Source organism: Streptomyces sp. NPDC086519, from assembly GCF_040686075.1.
Classification (GTDB): domain Bacteria; phylum Actinomycetota; class Actinomycetes; order Streptomycetales; family Streptomycetaceae; genus Streptomyces; species Streptomyces shenzhenensis.
This window is the reverse complement of the sequence record NZ_JBFBJL010000011.1, coordinates 175,147-194,514: the sequence shown is the minus strand read 5'-3', so window position 1 is coordinate 194,514 and position 19,368 is coordinate 175,147. Positions and strand designations below refer to the sequence as shown.

General features: G+C 73.2%; 20 protein-coding genes. 10 read left to right on the top strand and 10 right to left on the bottom strand.

The genetic code is table 11. The features are described 5' to 3' along the window. From AB0P24_RS13615 to hypE, 8 genes are all read left to right on the top strand, one after another. Positions 1–1,091, top strand: a 1,091-nt coding sequence (locus tag AB0P24_RS13615; RefSeq protein ID WP_365793417.1) for an acyltransferase family protein, incomplete at its 5' end; no start/stop codon positions are given. Positions 1,092–1,111: 20 nt separating this feature from the next. After that, positions 1,112–2,782, top strand: coding sequence for an enoyl-CoA hydratase-related protein (locus AB0P24_RS13610; protein ID WP_365793415.1), 1,671 nt, complete (start codon positions 1,112–1,114; stop codon positions 2,780–2,782). Beyond that, positions 2,779–3,360 carry a hydrogenase maturation protease gene (locus AB0P24_RS13605; protein WP_365793413.1) on the top strand — a complete coding sequence of 194 codons (582 nt, stop codon included), beginning with the start codon at positions 2,779–2,781 and terminating at the stop codon, positions 3,358–3,360. Before AB0P24_RS13610 ends, AB0P24_RS13605 begins: the two co-directional genes overlap by 4 nt. 232 nt (positions 3,361–3,592) lie before the next feature. Further along, positions 3,593–4,315: a hydrogenase nickel incorporation protein HypB gene (gene hypB, locus AB0P24_RS13600; RefSeq protein ID WP_365793411.1), complete on the top strand. Its 723-nt coding sequence runs from the start codon at positions 3,593–3,595 to the stop codon at positions 4,313–4,315. Continuing rightward, positions 4,312–6,678 (top strand): carbamoyltransferase HypF, encoded by a 2,367-nt coding sequence (hypF, locus tag AB0P24_RS13595; RefSeq protein ID WP_365793409.1) that lies wholly within the window; start codon positions 4,312–4,314, stop codon positions 6,676–6,678. Before hypB ends, hypF begins: the two co-directional genes overlap by 4 nt. 3 nt (positions 6,679–6,681) lie before the next feature. Beyond that, the gene (locus tag AB0P24_RS13590) at positions 6,682–6,972 is read left to right on the top strand and encodes a HypC/HybG/HupF family hydrogenase formation chaperone (protein ID WP_181803722.1); all 291 of its coding nucleotides are present in this window, start codon (positions 6,682–6,684) and stop codon (positions 6,970–6,972) included. Beyond that, complete coding sequence (gene hypD, locus AB0P24_RS13585; RefSeq protein ID WP_365793407.1) at positions 6,969–8,096, top strand: hydrogenase formation protein HypD; 1,128 nt, start codon at positions 6,969–6,971, stop codon at positions 8,094–8,096. The genes AB0P24_RS13590 and hypD overlap by 4 nt, the downstream gene beginning before the upstream one ends. A 67-nt stretch (positions 8,097–8,163) precedes the next feature. Continuing rightward, on the top strand, positions 8,164–9,153 hold the full coding sequence (hypE, locus tag AB0P24_RS13580; protein ID WP_365793423.1) for a hydrogenase expression/formation protein HypE: 990 nt from the start codon (positions 8,164–8,166) through the stop codon (positions 9,151–9,153). A 53-nt stretch (positions 9,154–9,206) separates the two neighbouring features. Here the strand turns inward: hypE and hypA are convergent, their stop codons facing one another. The 10 genes from hypA to AB0P24_RS13530 all read right to left on the bottom strand — a co-directional run bounded on the left by hypA (position 9,207) and on the right by AB0P24_RS13530 (position 17,362). After that, positions 9,207–9,545: a hydrogenase maturation nickel metallochaperone HypA gene (gene hypA / locus AB0P24_RS13575; protein ID WP_365793405.1), complete on the bottom strand. Its 339-nt coding sequence runs from the start codon at positions 9,543–9,545 to the stop codon at positions 9,207–9,209. A gap of 7 nt (positions 9,546–9,552) precedes the next feature. Continuing rightward, a complete protein-coding gene (locus AB0P24_RS13570; protein ID WP_365793403.1) occupies positions 9,553–9,729 on the bottom strand; it encodes a hypothetical protein in 177 nt (58 codons plus the stop codon). A 22-nt stretch (positions 9,730–9,751) separates the two neighbouring features. After that, entirely contained in the window at positions 9,752–9,958 is a 207-nt protein-coding gene (locus AB0P24_RS13565) for a hypothetical protein (RefSeq protein ID WP_365793401.1), read from the bottom strand. 54 nt (positions 9,959–10,012) lie between these two features. Further along, positions 10,013–10,621 (bottom strand): DUF5947 family protein, encoded by a 609-nt coding sequence (locus AB0P24_RS13560; protein ID WP_365793399.1) that lies wholly within the window; start codon positions 10,619–10,621, stop codon positions 10,013–10,015. Then, positions 10,618–11,163 carry a NifU family protein gene (locus AB0P24_RS13555; RefSeq protein ID WP_365793397.1) on the bottom strand — a complete coding sequence of 182 codons (546 nt, stop codon included), beginning with the start codon at positions 11,161–11,163 and terminating at the stop codon, positions 10,618–10,620. Before AB0P24_RS13555 ends, AB0P24_RS13560 begins: the two co-directional genes overlap by 4 nt. Further along, positions 11,156–12,946 (bottom strand): nickel-dependent hydrogenase large subunit, encoded by a 1,791-nt coding sequence (locus tag AB0P24_RS13550; protein WP_365793395.1) that lies wholly within the window; start codon positions 12,944–12,946, stop codon positions 11,156–11,158. The genes AB0P24_RS13555 and AB0P24_RS13550 overlap by 8 nt, the downstream gene beginning before the upstream one ends. A 53-nt stretch (positions 12,947–12,999) precedes the next feature. Beyond that, the gene (locus tag AB0P24_RS13545; protein WP_365793393.1) at positions 13,000–14,094 is read right to left on the bottom strand and encodes a hydrogenase expression protein HypE; all 1,095 of its coding nucleotides are present in this window, start codon (positions 14,092–14,094) and stop codon (positions 13,000–13,002) included. Between the two features lie 3 nt (positions 14,095–14,097). Continuing rightward, positions 14,098–15,732: a hypothetical protein gene (locus tag AB0P24_RS13540; RefSeq protein ID WP_365793391.1), complete on the bottom strand. Its 1,635-nt coding sequence runs from the start codon at positions 15,730–15,732 to the stop codon at positions 14,098–14,100. Positions 15,733–15,979: 247 nt separating this feature from the next. Continuing rightward, positions 15,980–16,804 carry a maleylpyruvate isomerase family mycothiol-dependent enzyme gene (locus AB0P24_RS13535; RefSeq protein WP_365793389.1) on the bottom strand — a complete coding sequence of 275 codons (825 nt, stop codon included), beginning with the start codon at positions 16,802–16,804 and terminating at the stop codon, positions 15,980–15,982. 69 nt (positions 16,805–16,873) lie between these two features. Continuing rightward, positions 16,874–17,362, bottom strand: a complete 489-nt coding sequence (locus tag AB0P24_RS13530) for a TetR family transcriptional regulator (RefSeq protein ID WP_365793421.1) — start codon at positions 17,360–17,362, stop codon at positions 16,874–16,876. A gap of 469 nt (positions 17,363–17,831) precedes the next feature. Here AB0P24_RS13530 and AB0P24_RS13525 point away from each other — a divergent pair, with 469 nt between their 5' ends. Both AB0P24_RS13525 and AB0P24_RS13520 read left to right on the top strand, forming a co-directional pair. Continuing rightward, complete coding sequence (locus AB0P24_RS13525; RefSeq protein ID WP_365793387.1) at positions 17,832–18,647, top strand: DUF427 domain-containing protein; 816 nt, start codon at positions 17,832–17,834, stop codon at positions 18,645–18,647. A gap of 253 nt (positions 18,648–18,900) precedes the next feature. Beyond that, complete coding sequence (locus AB0P24_RS13520) at positions 18,901–19,287, top strand: FCD domain-containing protein (RefSeq protein ID WP_365793385.1); 387 nt, start codon at positions 18,901–18,903, stop codon at positions 19,285–19,287. The last annotated feature ends 81 nt before the right edge of the window (positions 19,288–19,368 follow it).

Here is a 19,368-nt window from a genome sequence, read left to right as displayed (position 1 = left end):
GCCCCGGCCCGGGCACCCGCGGCGGCCCACCGGCCGCCCGCCGCGACGCCTACTTCGACAACGCGAAGTACCTGGCGATCGTGCTCGTGGCCGTCGGGCACGCCTGGGAGCCGCTGCGCTCGGACAGCCGTACCGTCACCGCGCTCTACACGTTCGTGTACGCCTTCCACATGCCGGCGTTCATCGTCATCTCCGGCTACTTCTCCCGCGGCTTCGACGCGAGCCCGGCCCGCATCAGGCGGCTGGTCACCGGGGTCGCCGTGCCCTACGTGGTGTTCGAGGTCGCCTACACCCTCTTCACCCGGTGGAGCGACCACGCCCCGGACCGCGAGATCAGCCTGCTCGACCCGCTGTATCTGACCTGGTTCCTGGCGGCCCTGTTCATCTGGCGGCTGACGACGCCCCTCTGGCGGCTGCTGCGGTGGCCGCTGCCCGTGGCGCTCGTCATCGCCGTGCTCGCGAGCCTGTCGTCGTCCATCGGCAACGACCTCGACCTCCAGCGGGTCCTGCAGTTCCTGCCGTACTTCGTGCTCGGCCTGTGCCTGCGGCCGGAGCATTTCGGCCTGCTGCGCCGGTGGAGCGTGCGGGCGGCCGCCGTACCCGTGGTCGTCTGCGCCCTCGGCGTGGCGTACTGGTCGGTGCCACACCTGGGGTACCGCTGGTTCTTCCACCGGGACAGCGCCGAGCAGCTCGGCGTGCCCGCCTGGTACGGGCCCGTCATGACCCTGGCCACCTTCGGCTGCTCCCTGGTGCTGGCCGCCTGCTTCCTCGCCTGGGTCCCGGGCCGCCGCACCTGGTTCACCGCCCTCGGCGCGGGCACGCTCTACGGCTATCTGCTGCACGGCTTCGTGGTGCAGGGCGCCAAGCCCGCCCACTGGTACGACCCGGCCTGGATGCACGGCCCGCTGGGCGCGGTGACGGCGACCCTCGTCGCCGCCGTGGTGGTGACCCTGCTGTGCACACCGCCGGTGCGCCGGGTCTTCCGGTGCGTCCTGGAGCCCCGGATGGAGTGGGCGTTCCGGGGCCGGGAGGGCGGCCGGGCACAGGACGGCAGGCGAAACGCCGCACGGGTCCTTTCCGGGAGCCGCTGAACCGGCGAATATGCCGCACCATGGACATTCTGCTCGTCGCGAGCGCGTTCAACAGCCTGTCCCAGCGGGTCTACGCCGAACTGTCCGACCTCGGCCACCGGGTGGACGTCGTCCTCGCCGGCCAGGGTCCCGACGCCGTCCGCGGCGCCGTACGGGACCGGCGGCCGGAGCTGATCGTCGCGCCGATGCTGAGGGCGGCGCTTCCCGAGGACGTCTGGCAGGGACACACCTGTCTGATCGTGCACCCGGGACCGCCCGGCGACCGGGGCCCCTCCGCCCTCGACTGGGCCATCGCCGATGAGGCGGCCGAGTGGGGGGTGACCGTGCTCCAGGCCGAGGCGGCCATGGACGCGGGCGCGGTCTGGGCGAGCGAGCCGTTCCCGGTGGCGCCGGTCGGCAAGAGCGACCTCTACCGCGGCGAGCTGGCCGACGCCGCCCTCACCGCCGTCCACCAGGCCGTACGACGGTACGCGGACGGCTCCTACAAGCCGCGGCCGCAGAGCGATCCCGCGATCCACGGGCAGGTCGTCTGGCGGGACGTCTTCCGGCAGGAGCGGCGCCGGATCGACTGGGCGGCCGACGACACCGCGACGGTGCTGCGCAAGCTGCGCGGCGCCGACTCGCGGCCGGGGGTGCTGGACGAACTCCTCGGCCGTGAGGTGTTCCTGCACGGCGGTCACCCCGAGGACCGACTGCGGGGGGAGCCAGGGGAGGTGCTGGCGACCCGGGCGGGCGGCGTCTGCCGGGCCACCCGTGACGGCGCCGTCTGGATCCCGGAACTGCGCCCCCGCAGGAACTCCGGCGACCGGGCCCCCTTCCGCCGCCCCGCCACCGACGTCCTCGCCGCCCCGGACCTCCCCGAGAGCCCGGTCCCGCTGGAACTGCCCGCGGACCGCCGCACCTGGACCGACATCCGCTACCGGCAGCACGGCGACGTCGGCCTCCTCACCTTCTCCTTCCCCGGCGGCGCGATGAGCACCGGCCACTGCCGGCGCCTGCTGGCCGCCTACCGGTACGCCCTCGCCCGGCCCACCCGGGTCCTGGTGCTCGGCGGCCGCCGCGACTTCTTCTCCAACGGCATCCATCTCCACGTCATCGAGGCCGCCCCGGACCCCGCCGAGGAGTCCTGGACCAACCTCAACGCCATGGACGACCTGGTCGAGGCCGTGCTGCGGACCACCGACCGGCTCGTCGTGGCCGCGCTCGGCGGGAACGCGGCGGCCGGCGGTGCCATGCTCGCCCTCGCCGCCGACGAGGTCTGGTGCCGCGCCGGTGCCGTGCTCAACCCGCACTACCGGCGGATGGGCCTGTACGGCTCGGAGTTCTGGACGTACTCGCTGCCGCGCCGCGTCGGCGCGGACACCGCCCGGCGGCTGACGGAACAGGCCCGGCCGGTGAGCGCCGCGACGGCCGCCCGGATCGGGCTCGTCGACCGGCTGGTGCCGGTCCCCGCGCAGGGCTTCACCGCCGAGACCGAGCGGCTCGCCGCCGCCCTCGCCGGCTCGCCCGACCTCGCTCCCCGCATCGCCGCCAAGGCCGCGGCGCGCCGGGCCGACGAGCAGGAACGGCCGCTCGCCGAGTACCGCGGCGACGAACTCGCCCGGATGCGCGCCCTGTTCTTCGACCCCGCCGCCGCCTACCACTCGCTGCGCTCCGACTTCGTCCGCGGGGTGCCGGGCGGTGCCCGGTGACGCGGCTGCTGGTGGCGGGCGTCGGCAACATCTTCCTCGGCGACGACGCCTTCGGCCCGGAGGTGATCCGCGCCCTGGCGCAGCGCCCGCTGCCGCCCGGGGCAGAGGTCCGGGACTACGGCATCCGGGGCATGGACCTCGCCTACACCCTGCTCGACGGCTGGCCGGTGGTGGTGCTCGTGGACGCGGCCGTACGCGGCGAACGCCCGGGCACCCTCTCCCTGGTCGAGCCCGGACTCCCCGACGGCCGCCCGGCCGCCCCGCCCGGGGCGCACGGCATGGACCCGGCCAAGGTGCTCGCCCTCGCCGCCCACCTCGGCGACGAGCCGCTGCCCCGCGTTCTCCTGCTCGCCTGCGAGCCCGGGGAGCCGCCACGCGGCGACGAGGACATCGCCCCCGGCCTGAGCGCACCCGTCCGGGACGCGGTCGAACGCGCCGTCGCGGCCCTGCACACCCTGGTCCCGGCCCTGCTCGCCGACCCCCTGGCCACGCCCGCGTTGGCCCGCCCGGAGGAATCCGCGGCCCCCGCCGCGGCCGGTCGCCCGCCGAGAGCCGCCACCGGCGCGCAGGATCGCTAGTGCTGCGACCGGAAAGGTTCACCGGCTCGCGACGCCCGGCCCGGCACCTCGCCGCGTTGTCGCGTCACCCGAGTACATCCAGTACGCGGGCGATGCTCCGCCCCGCGATGTACCGCACCGGACGCCGCGAGCTCTCCGGCAGACCTTCCCGGCCCCAGCACCAGCGGACCAGGACGCGGATCCGCCCGTGCCCCCCGGTCCGTCCCGCCGGCCCAGCGACCGAGGAGTGCCCATGTGTCAGTCGGAGGAGGTGACCCGGGCCGTCCTGGCCAGGAACGACGGTCTGGCCGCGAGCCTGCGCGGCGACCTGGCCGCACGGGGGGTCGGGGTGGTGAACCTGCTCTCCAGCCCCGGCAGCGGCAAGACCGAACTGCTCGCCCGGGTGCTGGCGCGGGCGGGGGAGCGGGGCGTGGCCGTCGCCGCCTTCACCGCCGATCTCGCCACCGAGAACGACGCGAAGCGGCTGGCCCGTTCGGGAGCGCCGGTGAAGCAGCTGCTGACCGACGGGCTGTGCCACCTGGAGGCCCGGCAGGTCCGCGGCCATCTGGAGGGCTGGCTGCCGCCGGACACCGCGCTGCTGTTCGTGGAGAACGTGGGCAACCTGGTCTGCCCGGCCTCCTACGACCTCGGCGAGCATCTGCGGATCGTGCTGATGGCGGTGACCGAGGGCGAGGACAAGCCGTCGAAGTACCCCACCGCCTTCGGCTCCGCGCACCTGGTCGTGCTCACCAAGACCGACCTCGCCGGGCCGGCCGGCTTCGACGAGACCGCCTTCGCCGGGCATGTCGGGCGGGTCAACCCGGGGGTGGAGATCGTCCGTTCCTGTGCCCGTACCGGCGAGGGCGTCGACACGGTCCTCGACCGGGTGCTCGCCGTACGCGACGGTGCCCCGGCCCACCGGCCGCCGCTCGCCCCGCACCCGCAGGGTCACGTCCACGCCCCCACCGCCTCGTGAACGCGCCCACCACCACGACGGCGGCGGTCCGCCGACGCGTCACGGTGCGCGGCACCGTGCAGGGCGTGGGTTTCCGCCCCTACGTCCACCGTTTGGCCGCCGACCTCGCACTCACCGGGTTCGTCAGCAACACGGCGAGCGGGGTGCTCATCGAGGTCGAGGGAGCGGCGGCCGGCGTCGAACGGTTCTGCGAGCGGCTGGCCGGCGAGCCGCCGCCGCTGGCCACCGTGACCGCCGTGGCCGTCGAGGAGGTACCGGCCACCGGGGCGGACCCCGGCTTCAGCATCCGCGCCACCGAACAGTCGGCCCCGGGCCGCACCCTCCTCCCGCCCGACACCGCCACCTGCGCCGACTGCCTGCGCGAACTGGCCGATCCGGCCGACCGCCGGCACCGCCACCCCTTCATCACCTGCACCCACTGCGGGCCCCGCTTCACCATCGCCACCGGCATGCCGTACGACCGCGCGGTCACCACCATGTCCGGCTTTCCCATGTGCCCCGCCTGCACCCGGGAGTACGAGGCTCCGGCCGACCGCCGCTTCCACGCCCAGCCGCTGGCCTGCCCGGACTGCGGGCCCCGGCTGCGGCTGGTGCCCGCCGCGGGCAGCGGGACGGAAGCCGTCCGCGACGGTGACGCCCTCGCACGGGCGCGGGAGCTGCTCGCCGCCGGACGGATCGTCGCCGTGAAGGGCGTCGGCGGCTACCACCTGGCCTGCGACGCCTTTGCCGCCAGGGCCGTCCACACCCTGCGCACCCGCAAGGCCAGGGGCGACAAGCCGTTCGCGGTGATGTGCGCGGACCTCGGCGAGGCGGAGCGGATCGCCGAGGTCGGCACGGCCGAGCGGGCCGCGCTGACCAGCCCCCGGCGCCCCATCGTCCTGCTCCGCCCCCGCCCCGCCGCCCCGCTCGCGCCCGGCGTCTGTCCCGGCAGCCCGCACCTCGGCGTCATGCTGCCCTACACGCCCGTCCACACCCTCCTCTTCGGCCTCCCCGGCGACCCACCCGGCCCCCGCGTCCTGGTCATGACCAGCGGCAACCGGTCGGGCGAGCCGATCGTCACGGACGACGACGAGGCGCTGACCCGGCTGTCCGGACTGGCCGACGCCTGGCTCGCCCACGACCGGCCCATCGCCTCACCCTGCGACGACTCTCTGCTGCGGGTCCGCGCCGACGGCACCGAGCAGGTCCTGCGCCGCTCCCGCGGATACGCGCCGCGTCCGCTGCGCCTGCCGGTCCCCGTGCGCCCCGCGCTCGCGGTCGGCGGCGACCTCAAGAACGCGCTGTGCGTCGGCGAGGACGACCTGGCCTGGCTCGGGCCGCACATCGGCGACATGGGCGACCTGACCACCCTGGAGGCGGCCGTCCAGGCGGAACGGCACGTGCGCCGGCTGACCGGGGTCAGCCCCGAAGTCGTCGCCGCCGACCGCCACCCGGGCTACCACTCGTCCGCCTGGGCCCGCCGCCGGGCCACCCGACTCGGCCTCGGCAAGCCGGTGTTCGTCCAGCACCACCACGCCCACATCGCCTCCGCGATGGCCGAGGCAGGCCTGGACGGCAGCACACCCGTCATCGGCGTCGCCTTCGACGGCACCGGCTACGGCGACGACGGCACCGTGTGGGGCGGCGAGGTGCTGGTCGCGGACTACACCCGCTGCCGGCGCCTCGCCCACCTCGCCCCGGCCCCGTTGCCCGGCGGGGACGCGGGCGTCGCCAACCCGTGCCGGACGGCACTGGCCAGACTGTGGGCGGCCGGACTGCGCTGGGACCCCGACCTGCCGAGCGTCGCCGCCTGCTCCCGGGAAGAACTCCAGCTGCTGACACGGCAGCTGTCGAGCCAGGTCGGCTGCGTGGCCACCTCCAGCATGGGGCGCCTCTTCGACGCCGTGTCGTCCCTCGCGGGCGTGTGCCACCGAGCCGGGTACGAGGCCCAGGCCGCCCTGGAGCTGGAGGCGCAGGCCTGCGCGGCCTGGGGCGAGGACTTCGCGGCGTATCCCTTCGGCGACCGCTTCAACCCGGCCCCCGTCCTGCGCGCGATCATTGCCGACCTGCGGCGCGGCACCCCGGTGCCGGTGATCGCGTCCCGCTTCCACCGCGGGGTCGCCGAGGCGGTCCTGGACCTCTGCCGCGGCGCGCGCCGCGGCACCGGACTGAACACCGTCGCGCTCACCGGAGGCGTCTTCGCCAACGCGCTCCTCGAAGACGCGAGCGCGGACCTGCTGCGCGGCGCCGGATTCACGGTCCTGCGGCACGGCGAAGTCCCGCCGAACGACGGCGGACTGGCCCTCGGGCAACTGGTGGTCGCGGCCCACGGACAGCGGTCCGCCGGCGGCCGACGCAAGACAGCAAGCGACGAGACGGAGTGACCCATGTGTTTGGCAGTGCCCGGCAGGGTCGTGAGCATCGACGACACCTCCGATCCGCTCACCGGCCTGATCGACTTCGGCGGGGTGCGCAAGCAGGCGTGTCTGGAGTACGTGTCGGACGTCGAGGTCGGCGAGTACGTCATCGTCCACGTGGGCTTCGCCCTGCAGCGACTCGACGAGGAGTCGGCCCTGGCCTCCCTCAAGCTCTTCGAGGAACTCGGGCTGCTCGAAGAGGAGTTCGGCGACGCCTGGCAGCAGGCCGCTCAGCAGGCCGAAGGGAGCGAGGCCCGGTGAGGTACCTCGACGAGTTCAACGACCCCGCGCTGGCGCGCCGGCTGCTGGACGAGATCCGGGCCACCGCCACCCGCCCCTGGGCCCTGATGGAGGTGTGCGGCGGCCAGACCCACTCGATCATCCGGCACGGGATCGACCAACTCCTCCCGGATGAGGTGGAGTTGATCCACGGGCCGGGCTGCCCGGTCTGTGTCACCCCGCTGGAGTGCATCGACAAGGCACTGGAGATCGCCGCCCGCCCCGACGTGATCTTCTGCTCGTTCGGCGACATGCTCCGGGTCCCCGGCACCGACCGGGACCTGTTCCGGGTCAGGGGCGAGGGCGGCGACGTCCGGGTGGTCTACTCCCCGCTCGACGCGCTCCAGCTCGCCCGGCGCCACCCGGACAAGCAGGTGGTGTTCTTCGCCATCGGCTTCGAGACCACCGCACCCGCCAACGCCATGGCCGTCCACCAGGCCAGGCGCCTCGGCCTGACCAACTTCACCCTGCTGGTCTCCCATGTCCGGGTCCCGCCGGCCATCGAGGCCATCATGGCCGCCCCCACCTGCCGGGTGCAGGGCTTCCTGGCCGCCGGGCACGTGTGCAGCGTCATGGGCATGGCCGAGTACCCCGAACTCGCCGAACGGCACCGGGTCCCCGTCGTCGTCACCGGCTTCGAACCGCTCGACATCCTGGAGGGCATCCGCCGCACGGTGGGCCAGCTGGAGCGCGGCGAGCACCGGGTGGAGAACGCCTACGCCCGCGCCGTGCGCCCCGACGGCAACCCCGCCGCCATCCGCATGATCGAGGAGGTCTTCGAGGTCACCGACCGCTCCTGGCGCGGCATCGGCCGCATCCCCGGCAGCGGCTGGCGGCTGAACGAGGCCTACCGCGCCTTCGACGCCGAACACCGCTTCGACGTCACCGGCATCCGCACCGAGGAACCCGCCGAGTGCCGCGCCGGCGAGGTCCTGCAAGGGCTCATCAAACCCACCGACTGCGCGGCCTTCGGCACCACCTGCACCCCGCGCACCCCGCTCGGCGCCACCATGGTCTCCAGCGAGGGCGCCTGCGCCGCGTACCACCTCTACCGCCGGATGTCCGAACCGGCGCGCCCGCGCGAGGAGATGAACCCCGTTGGCTGAGCAGACCGTCGTCGACCCCGCGAACTGGAGCTGCCCGGCGCCGATCCGCGACCAGCCGGTCGTGCTGATGGGCCACGGCGGAGGCGGCGCCCTCTCCGCCGAGCTGATCGAGCAGATCTTCGCCCCCGCCTACGGCAACGCCCTCCTCGCGGGGCTGACCGACTCCGCCGTCGTCCAACTCGGCGGCGCCCGCCTGGCCCTCTCCACCGACTCCTACGTCGTACGGCCGCTGTTCTTCCCCGGTGGCTGCCTCGGCGACCTCGCCGTCAACGGCACGGTCAACGACCTGGCGATGAGCGGTGCCCGGCCCGCCTACCTCTCCGCCGCCTTCGTCCTGGAGGAGGGCGTCGAGCTGACCGTGGTCGAACGCGTCGCGCGGGCCATGGGCGCGGCGGCCGAGACGGCCGGTGTCACGATCGCCACCGGCGACACCAAGGTGGTCGAGGCCGGGCACGGCGACGGGGTGTACGTCACCACCGCCGGCGTCGGCCTGGTCCCCGAACGCGTCGACATCCGGCCGCAGCGGGCCCGGCCCGGCGACACCGTCATCGTCAGCGGGCCGATCGGGCTGCACGGCGTCGCCGTGCTGAGCGTGCGCGAGGGGCTGGAGTTCGGCGTCGAGATCGCCAGCGACACCGCGCCGCTGGCAGACCTGGTGGCGACCATGCTGGACGTCACCCCCGACATCCACGTCCTGCGCGACCCGACCCGCGGCGGTCTGGCCGCGTCGCTCAACGAGATCGCCCGCGCCTCGGGAACAGGGGTACGACTGGCCGAGCGCGCGATTCCGGTGCCGGACGCGGTCGCGGCCGCCTGCGGTTTCCTCGGCCTCGACCCGCTGTACGTCGCCAACGAGGGGCGGCTCGTCGCCTTCGTGCCGCCGACGGAGGCGGAGGCCGTGCTCGCGGCGATGCGCGCCCATCCGCAGGGGGCGGGCGCGGTGGTCGTCGGCGAGTGCGTGACCGAGCACCCCGGCATGGTGGTCGTGGCGACCGGCCTCGGCGGCACCCGGGTCGTCGATCTTCCGCTGGGGGAGCAACTGCCCCGGATCTGCTGACGACAGCGCGGTGACCTGGCCGGTGCCCAGGACGATCCGGGGCACCGGCCAGGTCATTCGACCGCCGTGATCTCCAGCTCCCGGCCGCTGCGCAGCTCGGTGGAGGGCCGGTCGCAGCGCGGGCACCAGAAGAACGGCGGCATGCCCACCGCGAACTCCTCGGCGCACGGCCCGCACCAGGCCCGCGCGGTCACCTGCTCGACCACCAGCCGGGCGCCCGCGAGGGCGGTGCCGTCGCGGGCCACCTCGAAGGCGAAGTCCAGGGCGTCGGGGACGACCCCGGACAGTTCGCCGACCCGGACGGTCACCGCGAGGACGCGGTCCGCGCCGTCCGCCCGGGCCCACTCGTCGGCCTGCTCCACGATCGCGGCCGCGATCGACAGTTCGTGCACGACCGGCTCACGGATACCGGTGTCCGGCGCGGAGCCCGCCGGCGATCCGCCAGATCTTCATCTCGCGCATCACGCTGGGGATCTCGGCGACGAACAGCGCCAGAAGCAGGCCGCCCACCACGGCGACCTCGGCGGCCAGGACGCGCTGGACCGCCGTACCTGTTCTCTTGCGTTGGATCTTCATAGCGGGCACCTTCTGTTCGGTGTCATCCGGGTGGGATGTTCGGCATGACGTCCAGCAGCACGTCGTGCCGCTTCCAGTCGATGTTGGTCGAGCGCCGCGCGTCGGCGGTGCCGTCCGGGTGGTGTCCTGCCTGCTTCCGGTACGGACCCTGGTTGCCCTGGTGCATGCCGCGCACGTGGGACGGCGTGTCGGGCCTCGCCTGGGCGCGGCCGACTCTGATGCTGCCCATGGGGTCTCTCCTTCCTGGGCTTTTCTGTGTTGCCGTTCCTCGAGGCCGCTCGGCTCAGGGCCGCTCGGTGAGCTCCTCGAAGAAACGTTCCACGGCCGGCCACATCCGGCCGCCGCCGGACAGGCCGCGCCACTCCCGGCGGACGACGGCGAGCATGCGGAAGCAGTCGTCGACCGGGACGATCCAGTGGTGGTCGAGGCCGTGCACCGTGTTGACCAGCAGTGCCTCGACGTCGGCTGTCATGGTGGCGAGGGGCGGGCAGCCCGCGACCGCCCGCTGCCAGGCCGCCGCCGACACCTCCCAGCGCATGGCGCCCGCCGGGCTCGGCCCCTCGGCGGTGACCGAGCCGTCGGCGCGCGGCACGAAGAAGACCAGCCCGACCGGGACGCCGAGGGCCGCGGTGTCGACCTTCGGGAGGCGGACCCGGCGGGTGGGAATCAGCCGGAACTGGCCGTCTTCGGCGCCGGCGCCGTGCCGGGTGTCGGCGAACAGCACCGAGCAGGCCCGGCAGGCGCAGCGGACCTCGGCCCGCCCGGTGTCGTACAGATGCGCATGGTCCTCGCAGACCGGGGCGGCGCACAGGTCGCACACCTCCGCCCCGGCCGCCGGCTGCCGGTCGGCCGCGGAACGGATGAGGCGGGCCAGGGCTCCGTCGGTCGTCACCGGGCCTCCTGCGGCCGGCGCAGGGAGGCCAGGGGGACGAAGGCGGGCGCCGGGGCCTCGGGCACCGGCTGCACGTCGGCGAGCTCGGGAGCCGCCGCGAGCACCGCCTCCCGGACGGCGTCGGTCACCTCCGTGGCACCTCCGCCGCACCCCGAGCCGCAGCCGCCGCCCGTGGCCAGCCGCACCCGGCCCACCTCGTCCTGCACACCGGCCCACTCCACGTCACCGCCGCGTTCCCGCACGGCGGGGCGCAGCCGCTCGACCGCGCGGGCGGCCCGGAGCTCGGGCGGGTCGGGATGGATGTCGTGCAGGACCAGCAGGTGGTCGAGGAGCTCGTCGTCGGCGAGGTGCCGGACGACCTGCGTGTCCGCGTGGTCGAGGACCCGGGCGAGCGCCTCGCCGTAGACCTCGGTCAGCAGCCGTACCGCTTCGACGGCCGAGCCGCCGGTCGGGCCGGGCGCGGACTCCAGGCTCTCCAGCAGCGCGTCGAGCCGGGCCAGCCGGGCCTCGACCGCCGGGCCGTCGAGCCGTCCGTCAGCCATGGTTCGCCCCGTACACCGGCGAGTGCGTGACGCTGAGGGTCTTGCCCTTGCCCGTGTACATGTGGACACCGCACGGCAGACAGGGGTCGAAGCTGCGGACCGTGCGCATGATGTCGACGCCCTTGAAGTCGTCCGGGCCGTTCTCCTCGAAGACCGGCTGGCCCATGACGGCGTCCTCGTACGGGCCCGGGGTGCCGAACTTGTCGCGGGGGCTGGCGTTCCACGGGGTCGGCGGGTACGGATGGTAGTTGGCGATCTTCTTGTCCTTGATCACCAGGTGGTGCGAGAGCACCCCGCGCACCGCCTCGTGGAAGCCGCAGCCGATCGCCTCGTCCGGCACCTCGAAGTTCTCGAACACCTTGGTGTCGCCGGACCGGACCAGACCCATCGCCTCGTCCAGGAACTGAAGGGCCATGGCGGCCGCGTAGGCGACGAAGTACGGCCGGGCGCGGTCGCGTTCGATGGTGTTGGACCACTTCGGGATCTTCCACTCCAGCGTGGTCTCCGGCAGCGTCTCCCCCTTGGGAAGGGAGATCCGCACACTGGTGCCGGTGGCCTTGATGTACGGCGTGTCGACGATGCCGCTGAGCGCGGTCGTCCAGAGCCGGGCCAGCGGGCCGCCGCCGGTGTCCAGGGCCAGGTGGTCGCCGGTGCGCTGGTCGAACCAGCGCGGGCTCATCACCCAGCTGTAGTTGCCCTCGAAGTCCCGCTTCTGCGGCACCGGGAGGGTGGTCTGGTTCCACGGATGGCGCATGTCGACGGGGTTGCCGAGCGGGTCGTGGGTGACGAACGGGTCCTCGTTGACCCAGTCCTCGTAGAACGAGGAGCCCAGCATGATCCTCAGGCCCAGGTTGATGTCGACCAGGTTGTTGGTGACCAGTTCGCCGTCGACCACGATGCCCGGGGTGACGTACATGGCCTTCCCCCAGCGGTCCATGTTCTCGTACCGGTAGTCGACGACCTTCGGGTCCTGCCACGCGCCCCAGCAGCCCAGGAGGACACGGCGCTTGCCCACCTCCTCGTAGCCGGGCAGCGCCTCGTAGAAGAAGTCGAAGACGTCGTCGTTCATGGCGACGGCCTTCTTCACGAAGTCGATGACGTGCATCAGCCGGCTGAGGTAGTCGGTGAACGCGGTCGGCTGCGGCATGGTGCCGACACCGCCCGGATAGAGCGTGGAGGGGTGCACATGGCGGCCCTCCATCAGGCAGAACATCTCGCGGGTGGTCCGGGAGACCTTCAGGGCCTCCTTGTAGACCTCGCCCTCGAAGGGGTTGAAGGCCTTCATGATGTCCGCGATGGTCCGGTAGCCGTGGATGCCACCGCGCGGCGCGTCGGTCTTCTGCGCGCGGGCCAGCACGCTCGGGTTGGTGGCCTTGACCATCTGCTCGCAGAAGTCCACGAAGACCAGGTTGTCCTGGAAGATCGTGTGGTCGAACATGTACTCGGCCGCTTCGCCGAGGTTGACGATGTGCTCGGCGAGCGGCGGCGGCTTCACTCCGTACGCCATCTGCTGGGCGTAGTCGGAGCAGGTGGTGTGGTTGTCACCGCAGATGCCGCAGATGCGGGAGGTGATGAAGCCCGCGTCGCGCGGGTCCTTCCCCTTCATGAACACGGAGTAGCCGCGGAAGAGGGAGGAGGTGCTGTGACACTCCACCACCTCCCGGTTGGCGAAGTCGATCTTCGTGTAGATGCCCAGGTTTCCGATGATCCGGGTGATCGGATCCCAGGACATGTCCACGATCTGCTGGGGTTTGCGCCCTTTGTGCCGGGCCTCTGTTGTCATCGGCTCGCTGACCTTTGCTGTGGGGGGACGTGGGGCGGGAGGGGCTGGGCGCGTCAGGGGCGCCAGCGCGGGGCGTAGCCGCTGGTGAGCTTGCGCTTGTTGTGGCGCCACTTCGGCTCGTGGTTGACCAGCTCGTTGGTGAAGCCGCGCAGCCGGCGGATGACCGCCCCGTACGGCTTGATCACGAGCGAGGACAGGGTGCCGCCGGGCGGCTCGTCCATGAACGGCATGAAAGCGTCCGGAAAGCCCGGCATGGTGCAGCCGATGCAGATACCGCCGACGTTCGGACAGCCGCCGATGCCGGCCATCCAGCCCCGCTTGGGCACGTTGCAGTTCACGACCGGGCCCCAGCAGCCGGTCTTGACCAGGCACTTGGGCGAGTTGTAGTCCGTCGCGAAGGTCGCCTGCTCGTAGTAGGCGGCGCGGTCGCAGCCCTCGTGGACCGTCTTGCCGAACAGCCACTGCGGTCGCAGCATGTGGTCCAGCGGCGGCGGGGGAGCGGTGCCGGCGGCGTGGTAGAGCACCCAGATCAGGGTCTCCATGAAGTTCTCCGGCTGGACCGGGCAGCCCGGGACGTTCACCACCGGCAGCCCGCCCCGCGACTTGAAGTCCCAGCCCAGATAGTCCGCGAGGCCCATGGCGCCGGTCGGGTTGCCGGCCATCGCGTGGATGCCGCCGAAGGTGGCGCAGGTTCCGATGGCCACCACCGCCCAGGCCCTGGGCGCCAGTTCGTCGATCCACTCGTTGAGGGTCTGCGGCTGACCGGTCTCCGGGTGGTTGCCGAAGGACGTCCAGTAGCCGTCGCCCTCGATGATGTTCTGGTTCGGGATGGAGCCCTCGATGACGAGGATGAACGGCTCCAGCTCGCCCCGCGCGGCCGCCCGGTACGGCGCGAGGAAGTCCTCGCCGCCCAGGCTCGGCGAGAGCACCTTGTTGACCAGGTTGACCTTCGGGATCCCCGGGATCAGACCCAGGACCACGTCCTCGATGGAGGGCTGGTCGGCCGCGGTCACGGAGACGGTGTCGCCGTCGCAGCTCATGCCCTCGGAGATCCAGAGGATGGTGATCTCGTCGAACCCCTGGTGCTCGCCGCCGGTGCGGCCGGGTTCGCCGCTGACGGCCGTGGTGCCGTTCTTGCTGGTGCTCATGCGCTAGGCCTCCGATGGAGTGGGTCCCGGCGACGGCTCGGCAGCCGCCGCTGGATCCGGGACGTCGGTGCCCCCGAGCGGCTCGACTTCGTCGGGCCGGAAGTAGTGGAAACGGCCGTACCAGCCGTGCAGTTCGGCCGCCGGATCGTCGTCCACGGTGACGGCGAGATGGGTACTGCCGTCCACGTCGTGGAAGACGGCGGCCACGGTCGCGGTCCGGCCGGCCAGGAACATGTCCTGGGCGTCGGCGCCTCTTCCGCGCGGGCGCAGCCGCACCGGGCTGCCACCGCCCACCCGTACCCCGCCGAGCCGCACCGTGTCGGTGGCCGGGGAGAACCCGTCGTCGCCGCCCTCCTGCCACCAGGCGGGACGTTCGGTGCGGGAGCGGTCGCCGACGGACCGTGCGCCGAGGGAGCCGTCGTCGGCCGAGGCTTCGCTGACGAAGGACTCCGCAGCCGAGGTTTCGCTGACGAAGGCTTCGGCTGCCGAGGCTCGGGCTCCTGAGGCTTCGCCAGCTGAGGCTTCGCCGAGCGGGCTGAGGGAGCGGATGGCGCCGTGCAGCCGCTCGAAGACCTCCGGTGGCATGGTGTCGACCCGGTCGAGGATCTCGGCGGCCCGCGGATCGGTCGCCCGGGCCTCCCGCTTCTCCTCCTCCGTCAGCAGCATGGTGCGCAGGGTGAGGATCTCGTCGATCTCGCCTGCGTCGTGCAGATCCCCCGGGCTCTCCGGCGCCACCTGCGGATGGTCGGGGAGGATGATCGGCGAGGAGAGCAGCAGGGCGGACGCCGAGCCGTCCTCGGGGGCGGCGGCGGGGGGAGCACCGCCGAGCACCGGGAAGGTGAAGTCGTTGCGGCAGTTCCGGGCGGCCTCCCGGAGGGCCGGGCCCGGGTCGATCAGGGAGACGAACTCCGCGCCCTCGACGCCGAGCAGGGTGTGGGTCGCGATGAGCGCGTGCCGCAGGGCCCGGTCGCGCGAGACCCGCCGATCCCCGACACGCCCTTCGTTCGCGGTCCGCACCCGGAGCCGGAACAGGTCCGCGCCGAGCCGCTCGGCCACCAGGACGGTACTCGCCCGTACTTCCTCCCGGCGCCGCACGATCCGCCCCGCGCCGGAGGGCAGTTCCCGCGCGTCGGCGCCGGCCGGGGACCCGACCGCGAACCTGTGCTCGCCCTCTTCCAGCGCGACCTCGATGTCGGCCTCGCGCGCCACCGCCTCCTCGAAGGTCAGGTGCACGGTCCCGTCGGCACAGGTCAGTGACTCGACCGGCCGCCCGTCACCGTCCTCGACCTGCTTGTGCTGCACCTGCAGATACCGCACCCGCACCCGCAGCCGTACGGCCGCGTCCGGCCGGCCCACCCGCACCAGACACTCCGTCTGCTGGTACCAGGAGTCCGCCGAACCCGACACCCCCGGTCTGACCGGACCGTCGGCCTCCACCCAGTCCCGGGGGAAGAGGACCCCGAACTGCCAGCGGGCACGGTTCTTCGGCGAGGACCGCCGATAGGGGTAGAGGAGGTAGCCCTCGTAGAGCACGGCGTCGGCGACGGCACTCATCCGTTCGAAGGTCGGTGCGGGGCGGCCGGAGCCGTCCACCAGGGCAGCGCGGGACGCTCTGCCGTCGACCAGTCCCTCGGCCATGCAGCCTCCTCGGATCCGTGCGCGCGCCCATACCTTCCACCACGGTCACACCGGTCACGCCTGCTCGCCTCTTGTGGCCGAGCGGCGTTGGGCCGGACGGGGGATGGCGCCTGGGCGTCCGCGGGGCAGGAGACGGCGGCGCCGGGGGCGTCCACTGCGCCGTGCACCGCCCCGGCCGGGCGGATGTCCCGCGGCGCCTTTGCGAGGCGCGGCTCCAGGGTGCGCGGGCCGGCCTGCTGACGCGAGGTCAGGGCGCGACGAAAAGGGTGGGGAAGCGGGGCGCGAGCCAGGGCTTGCGTCCGTAGGCGAGCACCTGCCCCCGGGCCGTCGCCAGCCACGGGTTGCGGCGGCCGAGGGCGATGAGCAGGAAGCCGACCGGATCGATGAGGATCGTGCAGTCCGGGCGGTCGCGCGGTTCCGGTGTCACCTGTACGGCGCCGTCCGCGAGGGTGATGCCGAAGGCGCCGCCGCCCCCGCGCAGCCGGATCGTGTAGCGGGCGGTCAGACCGGCGGTGGCCGAGCCGTCCGCCACGGCCGGCATCACCCGGAGCATGAACGGCATGCACCACGCGACCCGTTCGGCGTCGATCATGTGCGGGCGCCGCAGCGCCCGGGCCAGATCGTGGCCGTGCCCCAGCATGTGGGTGAGCAGATAGGAGGCGAGGACGGACCGGTCCATGGGGCCGAGCGGAGTCAGGGGAGCCGGGCCGTCGGCCCTTGCCGCCAGCGCGTCGGCGCAGCGCTCCGCCTGCTCGGTGATCATCGTCGCGAGCGGTGCCGCCCGGCGCTCCGCGAACCCGTCCAGCGACGCGGCGTTGGCCGCCGCCAGGCTCTGCGGCGTACCGTCCCCGTACGGGCGCTCCCGGCCCTCGGCGAGGTCGGCCATCAGCTCGTTGGCCAGCGCCAGATGGGCCGCCGCCTCGCCGACCGTCCACTGCGATCCCGGTACGGCGGTACGCGTGTCGACGACGCCGTCGAGCACGGCCGCGATGTCGGCGGCGGTCTGCCGTATCGCCCGCCCCAGCCCTGCGGGCAGCGCCCCTCGGGCGTCCTGCCGTGCCGTCTGGTCCACGCCGGTCCCCCCTGTTCCGTCGCGCGGTACCCAATCAGACGCCCGGGCGCACCACAACCCCCGCGGCGGTCACCGCGCCCCGAGCCCCCGCAGGAAGGTGTCGACGACCGTGTCGGCGGCCTGGGCCGCGGTGAGTTCGGGCAACTGCTGTGACGCCAGGTGCGTGAGCTGCGGCAGCAGTGAACTCGCCCACGCCAGGGGCAGGTCGTCGCGGAGCAGCCCTTCGTCGGTGGCCCGCCGCAGGAAGTCGTCGACCTCCCGGACCAGGGCGTCGCGCCGCCCGCGGATCGCGTCGTCGGCCCGCAGCCGGGTGAGCTCCACGGGCCACCTGCGATTGACGTCGATGATCTCCTCGACGTACCGGTGCAGCGCCACGGCGACCGGGGCCTCCCGCAGCCTGGCGTGCTCGACGGCCCGCTCGACCGCGTCGTACCGCGCGTCGTAGATGGCCGCCAGCAGTTCGTCGCGGGACGCGAACCGCCGGTAGACGGTGCGCCGGTCGACACCGGCCGCGGCGGCGATCGCGGCGATGCTCGCGCCCGGGTCGGCGGCGAGCATACGGGCCCCGGTCGTCAGAACGGCCTCCAGATTGCGTGCTGCGTCGGCTCTCATCCGCAGAGCATAGCCGCAGGTGTGAAACCTGACTCATTTAGTGCCACAGCCCGCCCGGTGCTGACGATGTAAGTGCCACATGGACGGGACGGATATCCGGACCGTTTTCGAATCCTCGTGAGGGAGTGGGTGATCACTCATGACCGTCCCTGCGTCGCGGGCGCCTGGGCGGGTGCCCCGTGGCCCGGAGCTCCGCGATCCGTTCGCCGCGCGACGCGCGGCTGCGGGGTCCGCGTACCAGCGGCATGCGTCCCTCGACCTCCGCGTCGGCGGCGTCTTCTGGCACTCGCACAGGCCCACGATCGTTGAATCCTTGCGGGTCCTCGGCCGCCTCAAGCAGCAGTTCGCGGCCTGGCGGGCGAACCGCCCCCCGCCGCCGAAGTCACCGCGTGAACCAGCCGAAGGAGAGCCGCCCATGACCGCGTTCCCCACTGCACAGGCCGTGCGGACCACCCCCGAGGGGCTCCTGTGGGAGCCCAGCGAGCGCTGGGTGCGCGGCCGAAAGGGCGACGTCACGGTCGTCGACAGCCGTCACCCCGTCCTCGTCTGGGAGCCCGGTGTTCCCGTACCCCTGTACGCGTTCCCGCGCGCGGAGGTACGCGAGGAACTCCTGCGTCCCGCGAAGAACCCGCCGACCGGTACACACACCGGCTCGCGGATCTTCTACGACCTCCAGGTCGACGGCGAACTGCTGGAGAACGCCGCCTGGACCTTCCCCGCCGCCGACCTCGCCGACCACATCGCCTTCGAGTGGTTCCGGCGCGTCGGGCGGGGCCTCGACCACTGGTACGAGGAGGAGGAAGAGATCTTCGTCCACCCCCGTGACCCGCACAAGCGGGTGGACGCCATCCCCAGCAGCCGGCATCTCGTCGTCGAGATCGACGGCACGGTCGTCGCGGACACCCGCCGGCCGGTCCTGCTCTTCGAGACCGGCCTGCCCACCCGCTACTACATTCCGCGCGAGGACGTCCGCCTCGACCTGCTCGAAGCCACCGGCCATCACACCGGCTGCCCGTACAAGGGCACCGCCGAGTACTGGTCTTGGCGCGGCGAGGGCGACGTTCCGCCCAATGTCGTCTGGAGCTACCCGGACCCGCTGCCCGCGGTCGGCGCCGTCCGGGGGCTTCTCGCCTTCTACAACGAGGCCGTCGACATCACCATCGACGGCGAGCGGGTGGCTCGCCCCGTCACCCACTTCGGCAAGGCCCTTTCGGAGCAGCGGCGCAGCTGACGGGAGACGACCATCGAAGCCGTCTGGACGCACCGCGCCGAGCCGGGGGCGGCCACACCGAGATGGGTTCTGGCGTGTCGCCCGACAGCCGGGCCCCATCGGCGCAGTGAGACCGAAGCCGGCCAGCGACCTCGGCACACGGGGCCGTCCCGCAGCGGTCCGGGCCCCGGTCCCCTCCAGGGCGATCGACGTTTTCGTTCGCCAGGCACATCACGGCGAGGGCGCCAGCGCGCCGCTCACCCCCCGGCGCCGTGTGCCCACCCGCGCGACCGGCCCCGCGCCACCCCTTGACGCGCGCGATGGACCGGTTTCCGTTCCGGGCGGCCGTCGGCCGACGGCGAGGGAGCGGATCTCGTCCGTACGTGCCGCCGCCCGCAACACCACCGTCTCCTCGCTGCTGCACACCGTCGACGCGCAGGTGAAGACCAGCGCGCCCTGGCAGACCCGCACGGTCGAGGACGCCTTCGGCGCGACCCTCGCCGAACACCGGGCGATCACCGAGGCGATCCGGGACGGGGACGCCGAGGCGGCCCGGCTGCGCATGCTGGAGCACCACGAACACGGCCGGGACACGCGCGTCCGGCAGAAGGTACGCCGGGACACCGGCGGCGGTTGTGGGGAAAGTGCGCCCTTGTCATGACAGGGCGGGACGGCGGACTCTGGCAGCAGGCACGGCGGTACGCGTGGCGGACGTCGGATCCCCGACGGCCCTGAGGCGGCT